General features: G+C 45.2%; 17 protein-coding genes. 16 read left to right on the top strand and 1 reads right to left on the bottom strand.

Annotated features, from left to right (window positions below; translation table 11 throughout):
• Nucleotides 1–20 precede the first annotated feature (20 nt).
• From H8704_RS08235 to H8704_RS08300, 14 genes are all read left to right on the top strand, one after another.
• Nucleotides 21–1,022, top strand: a complete 1,002-nt coding sequence (locus H8704_RS08235; protein WP_022464413.1) for a sensor histidine kinase — start codon at nucleotides 21–23, stop codon at nucleotides 1,020–1,022.
• A 75-nt stretch (nucleotides 1,023–1,097) separates the two neighbouring features.
• Complete coding sequence (locus H8704_RS08240; protein ID WP_249297934.1) at nucleotides 1,098–1,865, top strand: ABC transporter ATP-binding protein; 768 nt, start codon at nucleotides 1,098–1,100, stop codon at nucleotides 1,863–1,865.
• Nucleotides 1,855–3,897 (top strand): FtsX-like permease family protein, encoded by a 2,043-nt coding sequence (locus H8704_RS08245; protein WP_249297935.1) that lies wholly within the window; start codon nucleotides 1,855–1,857, stop codon nucleotides 3,895–3,897. The genes H8704_RS08240 and H8704_RS08245 overlap by 11 nt, the downstream gene beginning before the upstream one ends.
• A gap of 60 nt (nucleotides 3,898–3,957) precedes the next feature.
• A complete protein-coding gene (locus H8704_RS08250) occupies nucleotides 3,958–5,478 on the top strand; it encodes a Y-family DNA polymerase (protein ID WP_249297974.1) in 1,521 nt (506 codons plus the stop codon).
• Nucleotides 5,475–5,906, top strand: coding sequence for a YolD-like family protein (locus H8704_RS08255; RefSeq protein ID WP_249297936.1), 432 nt, complete (start codon nucleotides 5,475–5,477; stop codon nucleotides 5,904–5,906). Before H8704_RS08250 ends, H8704_RS08255 begins: the two co-directional genes overlap by 4 nt.
• 76 nt (nucleotides 5,907–5,982) lie before the next feature.
• On the top strand, nucleotides 5,983–6,594 hold the full coding sequence (locus H8704_RS08260) for a cytidylate kinase-like family protein (protein ID WP_022464408.1): 612 nt from the start codon (nucleotides 5,983–5,985) through the stop codon (nucleotides 6,592–6,594).
• A gap of 138 nt (nucleotides 6,595–6,732) precedes the next feature.
• Nucleotides 6,733–7,371, top strand: a complete 639-nt coding sequence (locus H8704_RS08265) for an endonuclease III domain-containing protein (protein WP_249297937.1) — start codon at nucleotides 6,733–6,735, stop codon at nucleotides 7,369–7,371.
• Between the two features lie 64 nt (nucleotides 7,372–7,435).
• Nucleotides 7,436–8,431, top strand: coding sequence for a LacI family DNA-binding transcriptional regulator (locus H8704_RS08270; protein ID WP_283241968.1), 996 nt, complete (start codon nucleotides 7,436–7,438; stop codon nucleotides 8,429–8,431).
• Between the two features lie 255 nt (nucleotides 8,432–8,686).
• Complete coding sequence (locus H8704_RS08275) at nucleotides 8,687–10,597, top strand: PTS beta-glucoside transporter subunit IIBCA (RefSeq protein WP_249297939.1); 1,911 nt, start codon at nucleotides 8,687–8,689, stop codon at nucleotides 10,595–10,597.
• A gap of 85 nt (nucleotides 10,598–10,682) precedes the next feature.
• The gene (locus H8704_RS08280) at nucleotides 10,683–12,152 is read left to right on the top strand and encodes a glycoside hydrolase family 32 protein (protein ID WP_249297940.1); all 1,470 of its coding nucleotides are present in this window, start codon (nucleotides 10,683–10,685) and stop codon (nucleotides 12,150–12,152) included.
• A complete protein-coding gene (locus H8704_RS08285; protein WP_249297941.1) occupies nucleotides 12,115–13,080 on the top strand; it encodes a carbohydrate kinase family protein in 966 nt (321 codons plus the stop codon). Before H8704_RS08280 ends, H8704_RS08285 begins: the two co-directional genes overlap by 38 nt.
• Before the next feature lie 354 nt (nucleotides 13,081–13,434).
• Nucleotides 13,435–14,034, top strand: a complete 600-nt coding sequence (locus H8704_RS08290; protein ID WP_182439557.1) for a DUF3793 family protein — start codon at nucleotides 13,435–13,437, stop codon at nucleotides 14,032–14,034.
• Nucleotides 14,035–14,229: 195 nt separating this feature from the next.
• A complete protein-coding gene (locus H8704_RS08295) occupies nucleotides 14,230–14,880 on the top strand; it encodes an HAD family hydrolase (protein ID WP_249297942.1) in 651 nt (216 codons plus the stop codon).
• A gap of 193 nt (nucleotides 14,881–15,073) precedes the next feature.
• On the top strand, nucleotides 15,074–16,555 hold the full coding sequence (locus H8704_RS08300) for a L,D-transpeptidase family protein (RefSeq protein ID WP_249297943.1): 1,482 nt from the start codon (nucleotides 15,074–15,076) through the stop codon (nucleotides 16,553–16,555).
• A gap of 113 nt (nucleotides 16,556–16,668) precedes the next feature.
• On the opposite strand, the gene H8704_RS08305 is transcribed toward H8704_RS08300, so the two are convergent.
• Nucleotides 16,669–18,012, bottom strand: coding sequence for an SPFH domain-containing protein (locus H8704_RS08305; protein ID WP_249297944.1), 1,344 nt, complete (start codon nucleotides 18,010–18,012; stop codon nucleotides 16,669–16,671).
• A gap of 297 nt (nucleotides 18,013–18,309) precedes the next feature.
• Here H8704_RS08305 and H8704_RS08310 point away from each other — a divergent pair, with 297 nt between their 5' ends.
• A complete protein-coding gene (locus H8704_RS08310) occupies nucleotides 18,310–19,587 on the top strand; it encodes an O-acetylhomoserine aminocarboxypropyltransferase/cysteine synthase family protein (RefSeq protein WP_249297945.1) in 1,278 nt (425 codons plus the stop codon).
• A 75-nt stretch (nucleotides 19,588–19,662) separates the two neighbouring features.
• Nucleotides 19,663–20,679, top strand: a complete 1,017-nt coding sequence (locus tag H8704_RS08315; protein WP_249297946.1) for an inorganic phosphate transporter — start codon at nucleotides 19,663–19,665, stop codon at nucleotides 20,677–20,679.
• The last annotated feature ends 17 nt before the right edge of the window (nucleotides 20,680–20,696 follow it).

Genomic DNA, 20,696 nt, shown 5'->3' on the forward strand with positions numbered 1-20,696 from the left:
GAAAGGAATTCAGGTCGATTATGAATTGGAAACGTTATTTACAGGATAAACGAGTAGAGATCCTTATATTTATGGTGGGGGTGATCATAGAAGCGGTTTTTCTGGCGGCATGTCAGGTGGAAACGGAGCTGTTTCTGGTGGCTGTATTGGTGCCTCTGGTGGCGTGGCTTTTTTGTCTGCTTTATGATTATTACCGTAAAAACTCTTTTTACCGGAGGCTTTTTCAAAATCTGGACCGGATGGATCAGAAATATCTGGTGTTAGAGACATTGGAAAGCCCCCGGTTTTATGATGGAGAACTTTTGAAGGAGGCACTGTATGAAGCCAATAAATCCATGACGGAGCATGTTAATGAAAGCCGCAGAGTGATGCGGGAGTTTAAAGATTTTATTGAAATGTGGGTTCATCAGGTAAAGCTTCCTGTGGCAAGTCTCCTGCTTTTGTGCCACAATCATCCGGATGAAAACAACAAAAAATACATGGAGCAGCTTCGACGCATCGACCGTTATACGGAGCAGGTACTGTATTATACCAGAGCGGAGCATGCGGAGAAGGACTATCTGATCCAGGAGTGTTCTCTGGCAGGGATCATTCATCATATTGCCATGAAAAATAAAGATGATCTTCTGGAAAATAAAGTGGAATTTCAGGTAGAAAATTGTGATCTGTCTGTGGTGACCGATGAAAAATGGATGGAATTTGTGCTGGATCAGATTGTCAATAACAGTATAAAATACAGGCGTAAAGAAGGAGCCAGGATAAGGATTACTGCCCGGAAAGATAACAGACAGACAATATTATCCGTATGGGATAATGGAATTGGCATTGCATCCGGTGATCTGCCGCGGTTATTTGAAAAGTCCTTTACCGGCAGCAATGGACGTATTTTTCATCATATGGAGGAAAAATCAACCGGAATGGGTCTTTATATCGCATATAACATGTGCGAAAAGCTGGGTCATAAGATCAAAGTGGAGTCGGAGGAAGGAGAATATACCCGGATCAATATTACATTTTTGTAATGTACAGTCAGTTTGAAAAAACGACAGAAACCGGATTCCCCGATACAATAAGGAAAACATGAAAGGGGAAATAAAATGGACAAAACATTACAGGTAGAACATTTGGAAAAGTATTATGGAAGCAGGTCAAGTCTCACCAAGGCAATTGATGATCTGTCCTTTAATGTGGAGCCGCAGGAGTTTGTGGCGATCATGGGAGCATCCGGAAGTGGAAAGACAACACTTTTGAATTGTATTTCTACGGTAGACAGACCCACAGCAGGCCATATCTTTGTGGACGGAGAGGACATTACGAAGTTAAAAGGAGAGGCGTTAAACCGGTTCCGGAGAGAGCGGTTTGGCTTTATTTTTCAGGATTTTAATTTATTGGATACCCTGACCGCATATGAAAATATTGCGTTGGCATTGTCGATCCAGAATGTAAAGGCGGCAGACATTGACAAACGGGTTATCAAGGCAGCAAAGGATCTGGATATTGTAAATGTCCTGAGAAAATATCCTTATGAGATGTCCGGTGGACAGAAGCAGCGGGTGGCATCGGCAAGAGCTATTGTGACAGAGCCGAAGCTGATCCTGGCAGATGAGCCTACCGGTGCTCTGGATTCCAAATCCTCCAGACTTTTGCTGGAGAAGTTCTTATATATGAACCGGGAGCTTCAGGCAACAATCCTGATGGTTACTCACGATTCTTTTTCTGCCAGTTATGCCTCCAGAGTTATTTTCATTAAGGATGGAAAGCTGTTTCACGAAATTCACCGGGGAGATTCTTCAAAAAAGGAATTTTTCGGACAGATCATTGATGTGCTCACTTTGTTGGGAGGTGATGTCAGCGATGCTCTTTAAGATAGCCTGGAAAAATATGAGAAAAAGTATAAAGGATTATACGATTTATTTTTTTACGATTGTTATTGGTGTGGCAATATTTTATATATTTAATTCGTTAGGCTCCCAGACGGTTATGATGAATGTGTCTGCGGATACCAGAGAGATCATTAAAATGATGACAACGATCATGTCGGGACTCAGTGTGTTTGTTTCCTTTGTACTGGCATTTCTGATCATCTATGCCAATCGTTTTCTGATGAAGCGCCGGAATAGAGAGTTTGGAATTTATCTGACTCTTGGCATGGGAAAACGTAAGGTTTCCGGGATATTGGTGTTAGAGACATTGGTGGTAGGAGCTTTTTCATTGGTGGCAGGTCTTGGAATCGGTATTTTTGCCTCTCAGTTTATGAGTGCCTTTGTGGCAAATATGTTTGACGCAGATATGACCAGGTACCGGTTTGTCTTTTCGGGGGATGCCTGCATCAAAACTGTGATCTGCTTTGTGATCATTTATGGAATTGTGATCCTGTTTAATACTATTAATATCAGCCGCTGCAAGCTGATCGATCTGATCTATGCAGGACGCAGATCCGAAAAGCGACCGATGAAAAATCCGTGGATCTGTACGATCATTTTCATCGCGGCAGCGATCGCATTGGGACGCTGTTATTATCTGGTGGGGAGTGATAAGGTGAATATCTCACTGGATGGTCTGAAATGGATCCTGGTCACGGGAGTTGTGAGTACATTTCTGATCTTCTGGTCGGTATCCGGGCTGCTGCTTCGCGTTGTCATGTCTATTAAGAAGCTGTATTATAAGGGGCTGAACAGCTTTGTCCTTCGCCAGCTCAGCAGCAAGATCAACACCACGGTATTTTCTATGACCATCATCTGTCTGATGCTTTTTGTGACCATCTGTGTGCTGACCTCGGCCTTTGCCATCAAAAATACTACGGCGGAAAATCTCAAAAAAATGGCACCGGCAGATATTGAATTTAAGGTCAATATGAATCTGGATCTTTTTGCCGGAAAAGATCAGAAATACAGCCGGAAGCAGATAGAAAATTCCCATTTCAATGTGGTGCAGAGATATGAAAAGAAGAAGGTGGATCTGAACAAATATTTGAAGGAATCCTGTGAGGTTAAGGTTTACCGCAGCCCGAAACTGACCTTTGCAGAGTTTTGCGGAGATACCATTCAGGACGTTAAGGAACAGTATCCTTTTATGCTTGTAAATACCGGAGAGGATATTGTGACGATCAGTGATTACAACCGGTTAATGGAGCTGTTTGGTGGTAAGAAATACACACTGGCTGAGGATGAATATATGGTTGTCGCCAATTTTGATGGAATCATACCGGTCCGCAATCGGGTGTTGTCACAGGGAAGACAGTTAAATGTGTTTGACAGGAAATTAAAGCCAAAGTATAAGGAATGTCAGGATGGTTTTATGGACATTTCTTCCCAGAAATTAGATATGGGATTTCTGGTGGTACCGGATGATGTCGTACAGGAAAAATGGATCGCAGAGGATTGTCTGTTTGGAAATTATAAGGCATCTGCCAAACAGGAGGTGCGCAGGCTGGAGGATGAGCTTCGGAAGCTTCCGCTGAAGAGTACCTGCATTTATGCATCCAAACAGGAGATCGCTGATGCAAGTCTGGGGCTCAGTGCTATGGTGACCTTTATCGGACTTTATCTGGGCATTGTTTTTTTAATTGCGGGAGCAGCCATCCTTGCCCTTAAGGAGCTGTCCGAAAGTGCGGACAATGTGGAACGCTACCGGATGCTCCGTAAGCTTGGAGTGGAAAATCGTATGTTAAACGGTGCACTGTTCCGTCAGATATTCATTTTCTTCCTTTGTCCAATGGTGCTTGCAGTGATTCATTCTTATTTTGGAATGCAGTTTTCTACCAGACTTCTTACTTATGTGGCAGAGAAGGATCAGCTGTTTACGGCGACAATGCTGGCGGCAGCGATTATTGCAGTGCTCTATGGAGGTTATCTGATCATTACCTATTTTAGTAGTAAATCGATTGTCCGGGAATAATCATACCTTCCATAATCTGGAGGATTGCAATGTCCTTTGGACTGGTGCTATAATAGGATTATGAAGGAACGGACTTATATTGCAATTGATCTAAAATCTTTTTATGCATCGGTGGAATGTGTGGAGCGGGGACTTGATCCGCTGACGACAAATCTGGTGGTAGCCGATGCCGGCAGGACAGAGAAAACAATATGTCTGGCGGTCTCGCCATCCCTGAAAAGCTATGGGATATCGGGACGTGCCAGACTTTTTGAGGTGGTTCAGAGAGTAAAGGAGATCAACCGGGAGAGGAGAAGCAGGGCGCCGGGATACCGGCTGGAGGGAAGCTCTGTTCTGGCACAGGAGCTGGAAGAAGATCCGGCTCTTGCAGTGGATTATATTGCAGCTCCGCCGAGAATGGCATATTATATGGAGTACAGCACAAGGATTTATGATATTTACCTGAAGTATGTGGCTGCGGAGGATATGCATGTCTATTCTGTGGATGAAGTATTTATGGATGTGACGGACTATCTGGAAGTGTATCAGAAGACACCAGGGCAGCTGGCAGCAACCATTATACAGGATGTGCTTGAAACGACAGGGATCACGGCGACAGCGGGGATTGGAACGAATCTTTATCTGTGTAAGATTGCGATGGATGTGGAGGCAAAGCATATTGAACCGGATGAGAACGGGGTGCGGATCGCCCGGTTAGATGAAATGAGCTACCGGCGGAACCTGTGGACGCATCAGCCCATTACGGATTTCTGGCGGATAGGACCGGGATATGCCAGAAAGCTTGCGCAGGCCGGGTTATATACCATGGGAGATGTGGCACGCTGTTCTATTGGAAAAGCCGGCGACTATTATAATGAGGATCTGCTTTACAAGCTGTTTGGGGTGAATGCAGAGCTTCTGATCGATCATGCCTGGGGATGGGAACCCTGCACCATCGCCCAGATCAAAAGCTATCGGCCGTCAACGAATAGTCTTGGCTCCGGTCAGGTATTGTCTTGCCCATATGACTGGGAAAAGGCACGGCTCGTGGTCAAAGAGATGACAGATCTTCTTGTGCTGGAGCTGGTGGATAAAGGCCTTGTGACGGATCAGATGGTCCTGACGGTAGGTTATGATGTGGACAATCTCCGGCAGGATCAAAAGAAGCGGTACCGCGGGGAGGTGACCACGGACCGTTATGGCCGGAAAATACCAAAGCATGCCCATGGCACTGTTAATCTTGTCAGAAAGACTTCGTCTACCCACCTGATCATGGAGGAGGTTCTGTCATTATATGATGATATTGTCAATGAAAAGCTCATGATCCGGCGGATCAATATCACGGCAAACCGTGTGATCCCTGAGGCAGATGCGGAGCGGGAAACACAGTTTGAGCAGCTCAGTCTGTTTGAGGATGCAGAGCAGGAGGAGATTCGCAAACAGCAGGAGGAGCAGGAACTTGCCAGAGAGAAGCGGATGCAGCATGCGGTGATTGACATTAAAAAGAAATTTGGTAAAAATGCGATCCTCAAAGGAATGAACCTGGAGGAGGGAGCAACCGCCAGAAACAGGAACAATCAGATTGGAGGGCATCGGGCATGACAGAGTCAGGAGGGGGATCTGCAAAGCTGCAGGAATCATTTCCTTATGAAGATATCGTAAATCTGCCTCATCACCGTTCCGAGACGCATCCCCATATGTCTATGGAGGAGCGGGCAGCACAGTTTTCTTCTTTTGCTGCATTAACCGGACATAAGGAGGCAGTGCAGGAGAAGGCACGCCGTACCAGCAGAAGGATGGAGCTGGATGAGGATCAGAAGGCACGGCTGGACGAAAAGCTGCAGGAGCTTTGCAGAGAGGAAGAAGGACGGGAGACAGAATTTACGGTTTTTTATCCCGATGACAAAAAAAGCGGCGGCTCTTATGAAAAGGTATGTGGAGTTCTGAAGCGGATTGATGTCTATGAAAAAGTGATCTGGCTGGAGGATGGAAAAAGCCTTAAAATATCGGATATTATTGACATTCAGTGAGTGGAAAAGATGTGGGTGTAATTGACGATTTTGTGAAAAAATGATATGATAAATACAAAGAAGGGAGGCGCAAATAATGGAAAAACAATGGATTATTTCAATCAGCAGAGAGTACGGAACAGGTGGACATAAGATTGCAGAAAAGCTTGCCCAGATATTTGACTTTCCGGTTTATGATCGTGAGCTGTTAGATAATGTGTTTGGAGATGAGGCAAATGTAGAGGAGTGGCGTGAGTGCGATGAAATGCCTGCACCATTGGCATTTTCCAAGAAGTTTTCCGGCACAAAGAATTCGTCAGAGTACACACTGGCGAAGCGTCAGTTTAATTATCTGCGAAAGAAAGCCAACGAGGGAGGTTCCTTTGTTGTGGTAGGCCGTTGTTCGGAGTACATTCTGAAGGATTACGCGGGACTGATCCCAATCTTCATTCTGGGAGATGAGGATGTCAAGGTAAAGCAGGTTATGGAGAGTCGCAATTTCACAGAAAAGGAAGCGAAGGCAGCACTTGCCCGCCACAATAGATTGAGAAAGAGATATCACAACAGCTATTGTGAGGGGAAATGGGGAGACTCCAGATGTTATGATATCTGTATCAACAGCAGCCGGTTAGGTTTTGATGGCACGGTGAAGTTCCTGGAGGAGTATATCCGGGAAAGAATGAAACAGGACCAGAACAACAAAAATTAAGTTTTGACATATCAATGATCATTGATTCGTTGTACTTGGAAAAGTATGAGGAGACTGCCGGTTTGTTACTGCTTTGGGCGATAACATTCCGGCAGTCGTTGTATTCGAGCTTTATATAAAGAAAATAGGAGAGAACAGATGACAAAGAAGCAGAGGGCGTTAGAAATCATAGAACGGTTAAAAAAAGAATATCCGGATGCAGCATGTACGCTGGATTATGAAGAGGCATGGAAGCTGCTTGTCAGTGTGCGTCTGGCAGCCCAGTGTACCGACGCCCGTGTTAATGTGATCGTAAAGGGGCTGTTTGAGAAATACCCGGATGTCAATGCACTGGCGGAGGCAGAGGTCAGTGAGATTGAGGAGATTGTGCGTCCCTGCGGACTTGGTAAGAGCAAGGCGAGGGACATCAGTGCCTGTATGAAGATGCTGCGGGATGAGTATGAAGGAAAGGTGCCTGATGATTTTGATGCACTTTTGAAGCTGCCGGGAGTCGGGCGCAAAAGTGCCAATCTGATCATGGGGGATGTCTTTGGCAAGCCCGCCATTGTGACAGATACCCATTGCATCCGCCTGTCCAACCGTATGGGATTAGTAGACGGGATCAAGGAGCCCAAGAAGGTAGAGATGGCATTATGGAGGATCATTCCTCCCGAAGAAGGCAGTGATTTTTGTCATCGTCTGGTGATTCATGGACGTGAGGTATGTACGGCCAGAACGAAACCATATTGTGACAGGTGCTGTCTGGCAGATATCTGTCCGAAAAAAGGGATAGAATAAAGCTGGGGTTTTGATGTAAGTATAGGAAAGAACAGTGTTGGCAGGACAACAGAACAGGTTTTGCATGAAAAGGAGGCGGTCCGGAGTGACGATCAATGAAATTGCAAAGATGGCGGGAGTTTCCAGAGCTACCGTATCAAGATATTTAAATGATGGGTATGTCAGTGAGGAGAAAAAAGAACGGATTGCCGGAGTGATTGCAGAAACCGGTTATATCCCATCTTCTCAGGCACAGATGCTTCGTACCAAAAAAACGGGACTGATCGGAGTGATCATACCGAAGATCAGCTCGGACTCCATCGGCCGTATGGTAGATGGAATCGGAGAGGAGCTGGCAAAGGAAGGATATCAGCTTTTACTGGCATCCACCAACAATAATGAGCGGGAAGAGGTACGCTATCTTCAGACATTCCGGAATAACTATGTGGATGGAGTCATACTGATCGGAACGATCTTCCGAAAGGAACATCGGAAGGCACTGGAGGAGCTGGAGGTGCCGGTGGTGATTCTGGGGCAGCAGTATGAGGGATATGCCTGTGTTTATCAGGATGACTGTCACAGTGCCAGAGACGTGGCGGAGCTTTTGACAAAAAACTGTCGTCATATTGCATATATTGGTGTTACTCCAAAGGACAAAGCAGTGGGGGCTGCAAGAAAAAAGGGGTTTCAGACTGCATTGTCATCAAAGGGACTGGAGCCGGTGGCAGAGAAACAGATTGCTTTCCGGATGGAAGAGGGCTATCAGACGATGAGACAAATTGTGGAAACGATACCATATATAGATGGTGTGTTCTGTGCTACGGATATGATCGCTGCCGGAGCATTACAGTATCTGCGGGAGGCGGGGCTTGAAAGAAAAGTATGTGTGACCGGAATGGGAGATTCCCAGATCGCGACGATCCTGCAGCCATCCCTGAGCACGGTACATTTTCACTATAAATCCAGTGGCAGAGAGGCAGCACGTCTTCTGATCGAAATGCTGCAGAAGAGCGAGGATGTCCGCAAGGAGATCAAAATGGGGTATCAGATCATTGAGCGGGACAGCACAAGGGACATATGATCAGATATTCCGGGGGGTGACAGAAGATTTTTTGACGAATCCGGTAAATGCCTTGTATAAAATTCACAAATAAATTCCACAATAATTATGAAAAATGTCAATATACAACAAATGATGAACTTGTTATAATTTGTTCAAGATGTGAGAACGATATCATATAAAGAAAAAGACATCTAATGAAAAAGGCTTGAAAAACTATAGAATGTATATGCGAGATGGATTTCATATAATCACTCTTGCAGGATTGGAGGGCTTATGGATTATAAGAAAGTAGCACAGCAGGTGCTGGAATGTGTAGGAGGCGGAGAGAACCTTGTTTCTGCAGCACATTGCGCCACCAGACTTCGTATGGTGATCGCAGACAATGGAAAGTGCAGCAAGGAGAAGCTGGAGCAGATTGATGGGGTGAAGGGAGTATTTGAAGCTTCCGGACAGCTTCAGGTTATTTTTGGCACAGGCGTTGTGAATAAAGTGTTTGAGGAGTTTGCGCCGTTAGCAGGCATTGATGTGGCAAGTACGAAAGATGATGTCAAGAAAGCGGCGGCATCAAAGCAGAATTGGTTTTTCCGGGCGATCAAGAGCCTTGGGGATATCTTCGTACCGATCATCCCTGCAATCGTTGCCAGCGGATTGTTGATGGGACTTCTGGAGGGTTTGTGCAATGTGTATCCGGCGATGGCACAGTCAAGCACCTATACGATCATTCATCTGTTTAGTAATGCGGCATTTGTTTTTCTGCCGATCCTGATCGCCATCAGTGCAGCAAAGACCTTTGGCGGAAATATTTTTCTGGGAGCAGTCATTGGTATGATCATGATCCACACTGATCTGATGAATGCCTGGTCTGTGGCAGGAGCAACGGATATTCCTACAGCTTCTGTGTGGTTTGGATTGTATGATATTAAGCTGGTGGGATATCAGGGACATGTCATCCCGGTTGTTATCGCCGTGTGGCTGATGTCTGTGATCGAGAAGAAGCTTCATAAGATTGTACCGGAGATCATTGATCTCTTTGTAACGCCGCTAGTGACGGTTCTGGTGACAGGCTATGTAACACTGACCATTATCGGTCCGGTATTTGTTGTGGTAGAAAATGGTGTACTGGATGGGGCAAAATGGCTGATCACACTGCCGTTTGGAATTGGAGCTGCTATCGCCGGAGCGGCATATGCACCGACCGTTGTGGCAGGAGTACATCATATGTATAATGCTTTAGAGGCGGGACTGTTAAGTGCCGAGGGCGTCAATACATGGATGCCGATCGCAACAGCGGCAAATGTGGCACAGGGTGCTGCGGCATTGGCATTATCCTTAAAGACAAAGAATCAGAAAACCCGTTCCGTTGCATTGCCGGCATCATTATCTGCATTCCTGGGAATTACGGAGCCTGCAATCTTCGGCGTGAACTTAAGATATGTGAAACCTTTTATTGCAGGATGTATCGGTGGTGCCGCAGGTGGTCTTGTAGCAGGCATTATGCATGTAGGAGCAAGTGCATATGGTATTACCGGTGTGTTTGGATTCCTGATCACTACAGACTGTACACTGGGATATCTGCTGGATATGGTGGTGGCAGCCGGAGTGGCATTTATCCTTTCATGGATTTTATATCGGGAGAAGTCGGAGGATCCAATAGAGACAGTACAGGAGATTCCTGAGGCAGAGAAAAATGACGATACGACAAGTGTAGAAAGGGAAGGTTCCAAGCAGGATGACAAAGCAGTTTACAGTCCTCTGGAAGGAAAATTGATCCCTATGACAGAGGTGCCGGATGAGACCTTTGCTTCAAAGGCGCTGGGAGACGGCGTGGCAGTGATTCCGGAGAAGGGATGTGTTTATGCCCCATTTGATGGAGAGGTCGAGATGGTTTACGATACCGGGCATGCGATTGGTCTCGTCCGGGAAGATGGAATGGAGGTTCTGATCCATGTGGGGATCAATACGGTGGAACTGGGCGGAAAGTATTATACAGCGAAGGTTTCTAACGGACAGAAGATCAAAAAAGGAGATCTGTTGCTGGAGTTTGATATGGATGAGATTGCAAAGGCGGGATATTCTCTGGTGACACCGGTGATCGTTACAAACAGCGACGAGTATGAAGGCTTAACACGCAAGGAGCATGGCCGGGTGGAACCGGGAGATCAGATCATAACCGGTTCGTGTTAAATAATTAATATGATGGTAAGAAATTTTAAAGACAGATCAGTATCTGTGATTCCGGATCTGCAGTTTTGGGAAAGGTGTGATGATTATGAAAACAACAGAAATGCTGGCGGAGAAAATGCCTCTCACACAGAGAAAAGAAGAGTTAAAAAAGATGGCGGCTGCATATGAAGGGAAGCAGGCACCGCAGATAGAACTGCAGGAACAGAGAGCCTTATATCATCTGATGCCGCCGGCAGGATGGCTGAATGACCCGAATGGACTCTGCTGGTATAAAGGAAGATATCATGTATTTTTTCAGTATTCTCCGTTTACGCCGCAGGGTGGAATGAAGATGTGGGGGCATTACAGCAGCCCGGATCTGCTGCATTATGAGTATCATGGAATTGCAATTGCACCGGATGAAGCATATGACAAGGACGGGGTATATTCCGGTTCAGCTATATGCCGGGGGGATAAGCTCTATGTGTTTTATACCGGCAATGTCAAGGAGGAAGGAGATCACGATTATATTTTATCCGGCAGAGGAGCCAATGTGATCCGTATGGAGTCAGAGGATGGTATTCATTTTGAGAAGAAGACATGTATTCTGACAAATGAGGATTATCCGGAGGAATGCACCTGTCATGTCAGGGATCCGAAGCTTTATGTGGGAGAGGACGGGGCTTACCGGATGGTTCTTGGAGCGCGTCTGAAGGAGGAAAAGGGTGCTGTGCTTTTATATCGCTCCGAGGATCTGCTGCATTTCCGTCTGGAGGGAATGTATACCACACAGGAAGCGTTCGGTTATATGTGGGAGTGTCCGGATATTTTTGAAATGGAAGGACATAAGATCTTAGCTGTATGTCCACAGGGAGTAGAGAGAGGAAGCGAGCGGTATCAGAATATTTACCAGTCCGGCTATTATGTGAAGGATATGGATGAATTGACAGAATGGGATATGGGCTTTGATTTTTATGCACCACAGACCTTTGAGGCACCGGATGGACGGAGGATTCTCATCGGGTGGGCAGGAGTTCCGGATGCAGGGTATGACAGCAATCCCATGGAAGAGGGCTGGCAGCATTGTCTTACGGTTCCAAGAGAGCTGACGTGGCACAATGGAAAAATATATCAGTATCCTGTGCGGGAGCTTACGAAGCTTCGCGAAGGAGAATGGATGCCGGATAACACAGGCCGGGTTACTATACCGGGAAAATGCGGTGAAATTATTGCAGAAGGTATCAGGACGGAGCAGGGAGCTGTTTACATGGACTCCGGCTGTGTGATAAAATGGGATAAAGGTTATGTGACATTATCCTTTCAAGACGAAACCGGAGCAGGAAGATCTGTCCGAAACGCATGGGTTTCCAAGGTGGAAAGTATACGGATTCTGGTGGATGTCTCTGTTTTGGAAGTTTATATCAATCATGGAGAGGTCGTCATGACAAGCAGATTCTTTATGAAACAGCCGGATATGGATGTCTGTTTTGAGGGAAGGGCAGAACGGCTGGAATTTTATCGGATAGGAGGAAGGATTTGTGAAACATTTAGTAGCGATTGGGGAGGCGTTGATTGACTTTGCACCACAGCAGGCGGGCAGCCCAATCAAGTATACAGAATGCTTTCTGCCGAAGGTAGGAGGTGCCCCGGCCAACGTCTGCGGTGCCTATGCAAGACTTGGAGGACGGGCAGTAATGCTGACGCAGCTTGGCAAGGATCCTTTTGGGGATAAGATCGTGGAGGAGCTGGCGGACAGCGGAATCAATGTAGATCATATTTCCCGGACCGATGAGGCGAATACTTCTCTGGCATTTGTGGCGTTGATGGAGAATGGAGACAGAGAGTTTTCTTTTTACCGGAAGCCGGGGGCAGATATGCTGTATCAGCCGGAGCAGGTGCCGGAAAATGTTTTTCGGGACGCATATGCCCTTCATTTTTGCTCGGTATCTTTAGGAGATTTTCCTATGAAGGAGGCACATAAAAAGGCTATAGAATATGCTTCTAAAGCAGGGGCGGTCATCAGCTTTGATCCCAACCTGCGTCCGCAGCTCTGGGAGGATGAGGAGAAACTTTGCACAGCAGTGAAGGAGTTTCTGCCGTATAGTGATATTTTGAAATTGTCCGATGAAGAGCTCTTTTTCATTACCGGGAAAGAACAGATTCAGGATGCGCTGGAGGACTTGTTTGATCTGGGGATTTCCGTGGTGCTTTACACAAAGGGAAGTCATGGAGCAGAGGTATATACCCGCAAGGCATCGGCAAGTGTACCGGGCAGAGACAAAAAGGCAGTAGATACTACTGGTGCCGGAGACGGTTTTATCGGTTCCTTCCTGAATCAACTGGCATTTGATGGGAAATCTCTGGAGGATATGAAGCAGATGACTTCTGAGCAATGGGAGCATTATCTTACTTTTTCTAATGTTTTCTGCGGGGAAAGTATTCAGAAGAAGGGGGCTATTTCTTCTTATATTACCAGAGAACAGATGCAAACACTTCTTGTATAAAAAGGAATATATTGGCATTTCGTCTATAATATTTTAGATCATCATTTTATAACACCTTGAAATCGGACGGGCAAAGACAAACCGGAGGATTTCCGGGTGTTTTTCTTTCTTTAAAAAAGCTCTATATCGTCGGAGGTTCTTTTTTTGCATAGAATATTTAAAAGAAAAGATACTGATAAAAAAGCATCAATTATTGAATTGACGTTTCAGAAAGAAGAGGGTATGCTATCTTTGGTTAGATAAAACTAACCAAAGAGGGTAGAAACTAACAAACGATACCAAAACCGACGTATTGAGAAGCAATATATTTTTATGAGTCGATCGTATTTATCAGGAATAGACGGAGGAGCAGGAATGAGTCATGGATTAACGCAGATGCTGCAAACTATGGATGGAACCAATATTGAAATGAGGATCGCATATCAGTGTGCTCCGCTTCTGGCGGGGCTGAAACCATCGAATCTGCTGATGCTGCGGGAAAGGGAAGTTACTTATGTACAGTGGATGTTAAAGCAGGCAGGGATCTCTTATTTCATTGTAGCACAGGAAAAGGGAAAGGCGGCAGTTCTGTTATATAATAAGGGAGAGCTGCAAAGATATCTGGCGCAGGAACAGGTGGCAGGCAGTTTGAAAAAAATGGGATATCGGGAACTGTCACTGGGAAAGGTTCTGTATGTGTTTCGCAGGCATTATGAGGCGTTTCTGCGGGGAGAAGCAGAGTTTCCGCATGAAATGGGATTTTTGCTGGGATATCCGGTTGAGGATGTGGAAGGCTTTATCCGTAATGAAGGCCAGAACTGCTTATATACCGGGGACTGGAAGGTCTACGATAACCTCACAGAGAAGCTTACCTTATTTGGAAAATTTGAGGCAGCCAGAGAAAGTCTTCTGGGAATGATCTCCGGTGGAATGGGAATCATTGACATTATGAAGAACCAGCTGGCACATTATTAAAAATATACAAAGCAATTAGAAATATTCATAGGTGGATTGTAGTATCTGTCTATGGATATTTTTTTTCAGGTGGACTATGATTAATATGAATGTGCGTCAAAGCGCTTCACTTTGAAAATCTTCGCCTGTGCCCGGAATCTTACGGTCCAGGGAGAGATTACACATTTATTATAGACAGAAAGGCGTGAAACAGACATGAAATACGATTTAGTAGTATTTGATATGGATGGAACGATTTTAAATACATTGGAGGATCTGGCGGACAGTCTGAATGTGACTCTGGAACATTTTGGCTATCCACAGCATACCATTGAGGAGGTTTGTTCCTTTGTGGGAAATGGAATTCGTCTATTGATCGAGAGAGGTGTGCCGAAAGGACTTTCTACAGAGGAGATCGATCAGGTATTTGATTATTTTATGGAATATTATCAGGTGCATTGTGCGGATAAAACAAAGCCTTACGGGGGTATTGAGGAGACAATTCGTAAGCTTCGGGCTGCGGGAATCAGAACGGCGGTTGTGTCCAACAAGGCGGACTGTGCAGTAAAGGAGCTGGCAGAGCAGTATTTTGACGGCTTATTTGATGTGGCGGTGGGAGAGCGTGAAGGAATTGCTAAAAAACCGGCACCGGATGGGGTCAATGATGTTTTGCGGCAATTAGGAATTGCCCGGGAAAAAGCGGTTTATGTGGGAGATTCCGAGGTGGATGTTGCTACTGCGCAGAATGCTCATATGGACAGTCTGATCGTGGAATGGGGATTCCGGAAATCTGATTTTCTGCGGGAGAAGGGTGCCAGAATATTGATCAAAAAACCGGAAGAAATTCTTTCTTATTGTTTGGACTGATATCCGGTAAATATTACCGTATTTTTGGCATGTTCGTCGTATTGTTGCGGAAAACAGGGGAAAAGAACGAAAAAGTTGTGTAAAATATGCGGAAAAAAGGGGCTGACTTTTCTTTGGAAAAGTTGTATGATATAAATTGGTTTGTGTAAAATTTAATTGATTCATTGATAGGAAAAGAGGATTAGGGGGACACATGAAGAAAAATTGGTTACTTCGGATTGTATTTGGAATTGCAGGAGTGCTGATCGTGGCAGTCATTGCAGTTTTAATCTGGCAGAAGGGATATTATGGCAACCGCTGGTATGGCAATACAACCATTAATGGTGTAGACGTTTCAAAGCAGACGCTGGCGGAGTCGAAGCAAAAGCTGATTGAGGCTCACCAGGATTACAGCCTGACCATCAAAGCCAGAGAGGATGGGATCCTGACGATTAATGGCAGTGATATTGATTATAAATTTGATATTGGATCACAATTTGATGATCTGTTTGCAACGCAGCATGGCTCCATGTCTTTCTTTGGAAAGAAGAGAGAATATACCATGGATTATGATGTGGATTACGATGCAAAGAAGGTAGCAAAGATTGCATCAGAGTCGGCATTGATGACAGGGGATGGCTACAAGATCAAAAAGCCGGTGAATGCCCATGTGAAGTATTCAGCAGAGAAAAAGCAATATGAGTGCATTGCGGAGAAGCTTGGAAATAAATTGAAAAAGAAAGTATTTATTCAGGCAATCGAGGATACGCTTCAGAAGGCGCAGACAGAGATGGATCTGACAGATGAGAAGGCATTTCCGGATGTGTATAAGGCTCCAAAGATCACTTCAGAGGATGAGGAGCTTCAGACAGCATTATCTGCATGTAATAATGCAGCGATCCGCTTTATTAAGTGGAATATGGGAGAAGGTGTGACAGAGCAGATTACGCCGGAGGAGATTTCCAAATGGATTACATATAAAAACGGAAAGATAAAGTATGACCAGACGGCAATTTCCGATTGGATCGAGGCATTTTGCCTGAAATATAAAACGGTTGGCAAGACAAGAACCATTAAGGATCACAATGGAAAGAATGTGAAGATATACGGCGGCGATTATGGCTGGCAGATGGACTATGAAAAGACATTAAGCCAGGCATTAAAAGCACTAAAGAAGCCGATTGACGCAAGTCTTACAGAGGCATATATTAATGATGCGAGTACGGACAACCAGGAAGCATTAACCATAAAGTGTAAGGTGGAGTATCTTAATACCGCATTCCAGAAGGATTATAATAACTTCGCAGTGGACTGGGATACACAGAATTACACAGAGATTTCGCTGGCAGATCAGATGGTTTATGTATTCCGTAATGGAAAGGTTGCATATTCCTGCAAGACTATCAGCGGCAGACCGGTGGAGGGAAGATCTACACCGACAGGAGCTTACTTTATTAAAGAGCACAATACACACCGTGTGTTAAAGGGAGAAAACTATGAGACGCCTGTAGACAGTTGGGTGCGTATTACCTGGTCAGGTACAGGCTTCCATGCAGCTCCATGGCAGAGCTGGTCTTCGTGGACAAAGGATTATTATAAGGTGAGAGGGTCTCACGGATGTTTAAATCTGGAACCATCCGTAGCCAAAAAGATTTATGATATGGTGAAGTATCGGGAAGCAGTATTTATTCATTGATCAAATAATAATACAATAAAAAGCGAACCGTTTCGAGAGATCGAGATGGCTCGCTTTTTGTCCTATAGTAGAATTTTTAAGATGCAGTTGCCTGATATCCGGTATATAGCGCTCTACTGCATATCGTTATCATCAAAAGGATCGCCACACTCCGGACAGAATTTTGGTGGATGGTGTGGATCCTCCGGTTCCCAGCCACATTTGTCGCACTTATAAAGAGGTGCTCCGGCAGGTTTTTTGGCACCACATTCGGAACAAAATTTACCGGTATTTACGGCACCACAGGAGCAGGTCCAGCCTGTAGCAGGAGCCGGTTTTGGAGCACCACACTGAGAACAGAATTTACTGGTATTGACCGTGCCGCAGGAACAGGTCCAGCTGTCGGCAGAGGCAGCGGAGGAACTGTTGGCGGCAGGAGGGGCGGCTGGTGCTGCCTGCGCCTGATCAGCCTGCATCTGGAACAGAGAGCCTGCATTGATGCCGCCGGCCTGATTTGCCATATTCATACCGGCAAATGCCATCATGGGACCTGTTGATGTATTGGCAGCAGCAGATTTCATTGCTTCTGCCTGAGCCTCTGTCAGTGTAGCAGCTGCCATACCGGGATTGCGCATTACAGCAGTACGCTGGAGGTTTTTGATCATGTCTTCATCTTCCTTCGGAGCAGTGATGCTGTTGACACCAAAGGAAACAATCTCAATACCACGAAGTTTTGCCCATTTCTCGGAGAGGATCTTGTTCAGTGCCTCTGCCATTTCGGTTGTGTGGGCCGGAACAGCACTGTAGCGGATGCCCATCGCGGAAATTTCTGCAAAAGCAGGCTGTAATGCAGTCATTAATTCTGATTTTAACTGTCCGTCAATTTCATCACGTTTGTATTCCTCTACAATATTACCGCAGACATTTGTGTAAAAGAGAATTGGATCTACGATCCGGTAGGAATACTCTCCGTTACAGCGGACGGTAATATCTACGTCGAGTCCGATATTCTGGTCCACAACGCGGAATGGGATCGGATTTGGTGTGCCATATTTATTGCCCATCAGTTCCTTTGTGTTGAAGAAATAGATACGCTGGTCTCTGCCGGCATCGCCACCGAAGGTAATACGGCTGCCGATTTCTGAAAATGTATTTAATATGCTTTTTCCAAGAGGTCCGCAGAATAAGCTTGGTTCCGTGGAGGTATCATATAAAAACTGACCTGCCTCTGCACAGAATTCCACGACCTTTCCCTGATCTACGATGATCATACACTGTCCTTCGTTGACAGCGATCACGGAGCCATTTGAAATAATGTTGTCATTGCCGTTGTTTTTAGTTCCAAACTTGCCCTTAGTGCGTTTAAATCCCCTTGTCACCAGAACATCGGCATCCAGTGAATCGCAGTAAAAATATTCCTTCCACTGGTCAGCCATTGTACCGCGGATCGCTCCGCCGATTGCTTTGATCAATCCCATGTAATCGTACCATACCCTTTCCGATGCCGCGTTCTTGACAAGCGGCATATCTATGCTTGATTAACGTATATATACCATAATTATACTGGTTATTGTCTAAAAAGTCTATGAAAATGTAAAAAGCACCACGGAAATGCACCACGGAAAGACGATTTGCGTTTGAGCGTGTAATTCTTTCTTGAGAAATGGTTGCAGGATAGGAAGGAAAATGATATTCTATATTTATATGCTGAAAGATATAGAGAAAAACTATGAAAAGAACGCCGGTTTCCGGCAAATACGGAGAGGAGAAAGAAAATGAGTGATTATAAAATGAACACAAAGTGCGTACAGGCGGGGTATACGCCGGGAAATGGAGAGCCAAGGCAGATTCCCATCATACAGTCCACTACCTTTAAATATGACACCAGTGAAGATATGGGAAAGCTCTTTGATCTGGAGGCAGAGGGCTACTTCTATACCCGTCTTCAGAATCCGACTAATGATCATGTGGCGGCAAAGATTGCAGCATTGGAGGGAGGTACAGCGGGGATGCTGACATCTTCCGGGCAGGCTGCAAACTTTTTTGCGCTGTTTAATATTTGTGAATGCGGAAGTCATATTGTGGCTTCTTCGTCTATTTATGGCGGTACTTTCAATCTGATCGCAGTTACCATGAAAAAAATGGGGATTGATGCTACCTTTGTTTCTCCTGACTGTACCGAGGAGGAGTTAAATGCAGCATTTCAGGACAATACAAGAGCAGTTTTTGGTGAAACGATCGCAAATCCTGCTTTAACAGTGCTCGATATTGAGAAGTTTGCAAAGGCAGCTCATGCACATGGGGTTCCTTTGATCGTGGATAATACCTTCCCGACCCCGGTAAATTGTCGTCCTATTGAGTGGGGAGCAGATATTGTGACACATTCTACAACCAAATATATGGATGGTCACGGAGCTGCTGTCGGTGGGGCGATTGTTGACAGTGGCCATTTTGACTGGATGGCTCAGGCGGATAAGTTTCCGGGGTTGTGTCAGCCGGATGATTCCTATCATGGGATTACATATGCAGAGAAATTTGGTAAGGAAGGTGCATTTATTACAAAATGTACGGCACAGCTGATGAGGGATTTTGGATGTATTCAGTCCCCGCAGCATGCATTTATTCTGAATCTTGGTCTGGAATCTCTTCATGTAAGAATGCCTCGCCATGTGGAAAATGGACAGGCAGTGGCAGAGTTTTTACAGCAGCAGTCACAGGTGGCACATGTAAATTATCCGGGACTGAAGGGAGATCCTTATTACGAAAGAGCGCAGAAATATATGCCAAACGGAGGATGCGGCGTGGTATCCTTTGAGTTAAAGGGTGGTCGTGAGGCTGCTGAGAAATTTATGAAGAAATTAAAGCTTGCTGCAATTGAGACTCATGTGGCAGATGCCCGGACCTGTTGTCTGAATCCGGCCACCTCGACACATCGACAGATGAATGATGAGCAGTTAAAGGAAGCCGGAATTCCGGCAGGACTGATCCGGATCTCATGTGGACTGGAGGATAAGGAGGATCTGATCGCAGATCTGAAACAGGCTTTGGAGTAAAATTCTTCCCTTGACATGATGTATTTTTCTGCTTTATGATATGTTATACATACATTCAGGAAAGGCTTGTGTCATATGACAGAGAAGAAACAGTTTAATAATAAAGAACCAAAGAAACAGTCCTTTGCCGGTCTGGCAGAGGAACTGTTTAGGTGGTACGGAGAGGAGACGTTTCCGGCAAATGTCAGCGGGGATGCGGCATATATCCTGCAGGCACAGCGGCAGCGTCTTCGTAAAAAAGGTCTTGAGATGGAGTATGCGATGACATCTCAGGACTTTTTTGATGAGAAAAAGAATGGAAAGGTTAATATGCTCTTTTTGCGGTGGAAGTGTGAAGGTGACATTATTTTTACCATGGATACCGGCAAGAAAAAGAAATTATCCCGCAGTCTGCGGCTGTGTGGAGCGGCTGACTGGCTGGGCAGAAGATATATGGTGGAGCAGCTTTACTGGAAAACAGAGCAGGGAACGAATCGCAAAAAGATACTACGAAGGGTTGCCTGGTGCTTTGGAATAGGAGCTGTCATTGGATTTTTGGTAGCGTTATATCAGATTTTAATTCAGGATAGCATGGTGTATGCCAATCTTTTGATCAATCCGGTTATCGGAGCATTGTTCAGCTATGCTGCATATGCATTGGTACAGTTGGGCAAACTATTGGTAAAAAGCATCCGGATGATGCCGTTGATCCGAAGAAATAATCAGACAGCTATGGAGATTGCTTCAATTATGCAGCTGTTAAATCAGGATTTTTCATTTCCGCTGTTTGAGGCACAGATGGTTGATCTGCTTCAAAAGGTGATCTATACAGGAGATATTTCAGAACTTTCCCAGTATGAACCGGAGGCAAGGGAACGATGTCTGGAGGATATTGTGCATTGTGTTTATGATGGCAATATGATCTATCGGGGATATCGCAAAGAAGGGGAAAAGTGCATTTTACATATCGATATATATATGAATGATATTTATGAAAAAAATGCCAGGATCAGGAGCCGGAGAGATCTCTTTCATATGACTGTCTGCCGGGATCTCGGAAATCATAAAGAGAAAGGTAAAAACTGGAGCGTGCAGGCGATGTGGAGACAATAATAATGCAAAAAGTGCTT

Source organism: Jutongia huaianensis, from assembly GCF_014384985.1.
GTDB classification, from domain to species: Bacteria; Bacillota; Clostridia; order Lachnospirales; family Lachnospiraceae; genus Jutongia; species Jutongia huaianensis.

What these genes read in the sequence shown, in the direction of transcription:
- H8704_RS08270 (WP_283241968.1), top strand. Translation starts at nt 7,436, where the DNA reads ATGAAAAGGAGGCGGTCCGGAGTGACGATCAATGAAATTGCAAAGATG.
- H8704_RS08245 (WP_249297935.1), top strand. Translation starts at nt 1,855, where the DNA reads ATGCTCTTTAAGATAGCCTGGAAAAATATGAGAAAAAGTATAAAGGAT.
- H8704_RS08305 (WP_249297944.1), bottom strand. Translation starts at nt 18,012, where the DNA reads ATGGGATTGATCAAAGCAATCGGCGGAGCGATCCGCGGTACAATGGCT.
- H8704_RS08315 (WP_249297946.1), top strand. Translation starts at nt 19,663, where the DNA reads ATGACAGAGAAGAAACAGTTTAATAATAAAGAACCAAAGAAACAGTCC.
- H8704_RS08280 (WP_249297940.1), top strand. Translation starts at nt 10,683, where the DNA reads ATGAAAACAACAGAAATGCTGGCGGAGAAAATGCCTCTCACACAGAGA.
- H8704_RS08265 (WP_249297937.1), top strand. Translation starts at nt 6,733, where the DNA reads ATGACAAAGAAGCAGAGGGCGTTAGAAATCATAGAACGGTTAAAAAAA.
- H8704_RS08300 (WP_249297943.1), top strand. Translation starts at nt 15,074, where the DNA reads ATGAAGAAAAATTGGTTACTTCGGATTGTATTTGGAATTGCAGGAGTG.
- H8704_RS08310 (WP_249297945.1), top strand. Translation starts at nt 18,310, where the DNA reads ATGAGTGATTATAAAATGAACACAAAGTGCGTACAGGCGGGGTATACG.
- H8704_RS08240 (WP_249297934.1), top strand. Translation starts at nt 1,098, where the DNA reads ATGGACAAAACATTACAGGTAGAACATTTGGAAAAGTATTATGGAAGC.
- H8704_RS08290 (WP_182439557.1), top strand. Translation starts at nt 13,435, where the DNA reads ATGAGTCATGGATTAACGCAGATGCTGCAAACTATGGATGGAACCAAT.
- H8704_RS08275 (WP_249297939.1), top strand. Translation starts at nt 8,687, where the DNA reads ATGGATTATAAGAAAGTAGCACAGCAGGTGCTGGAATGTGTAGGAGGC.
- H8704_RS08295 (WP_249297942.1), top strand. Translation starts at nt 14,230, where the DNA reads ATGAAATACGATTTAGTAGTATTTGATATGGATGGAACGATTTTAAAT.
- H8704_RS08260 (WP_022464408.1), top strand. Translation starts at nt 5,983, where the DNA reads ATGGAAAAACAATGGATTATTTCAATCAGCAGAGAGTACGGAACAGGT.
- H8704_RS08235 (WP_022464413.1), top strand. Translation starts at nt 21, where the DNA reads ATGAATTGGAAACGTTATTTACAGGATAAACGAGTAGAGATCCTTATA.
- H8704_RS08255 (WP_249297936.1), top strand. Translation starts at nt 5,475, where the DNA reads ATGACAGAGTCAGGAGGGGGATCTGCAAAGCTGCAGGAATCATTTCCT.
- H8704_RS08250 (WP_249297974.1), top strand. Translation starts at nt 3,958, where the DNA reads ATGAAGGAACGGACTTATATTGCAATTGATCTAAAATCTTTTTATGCA.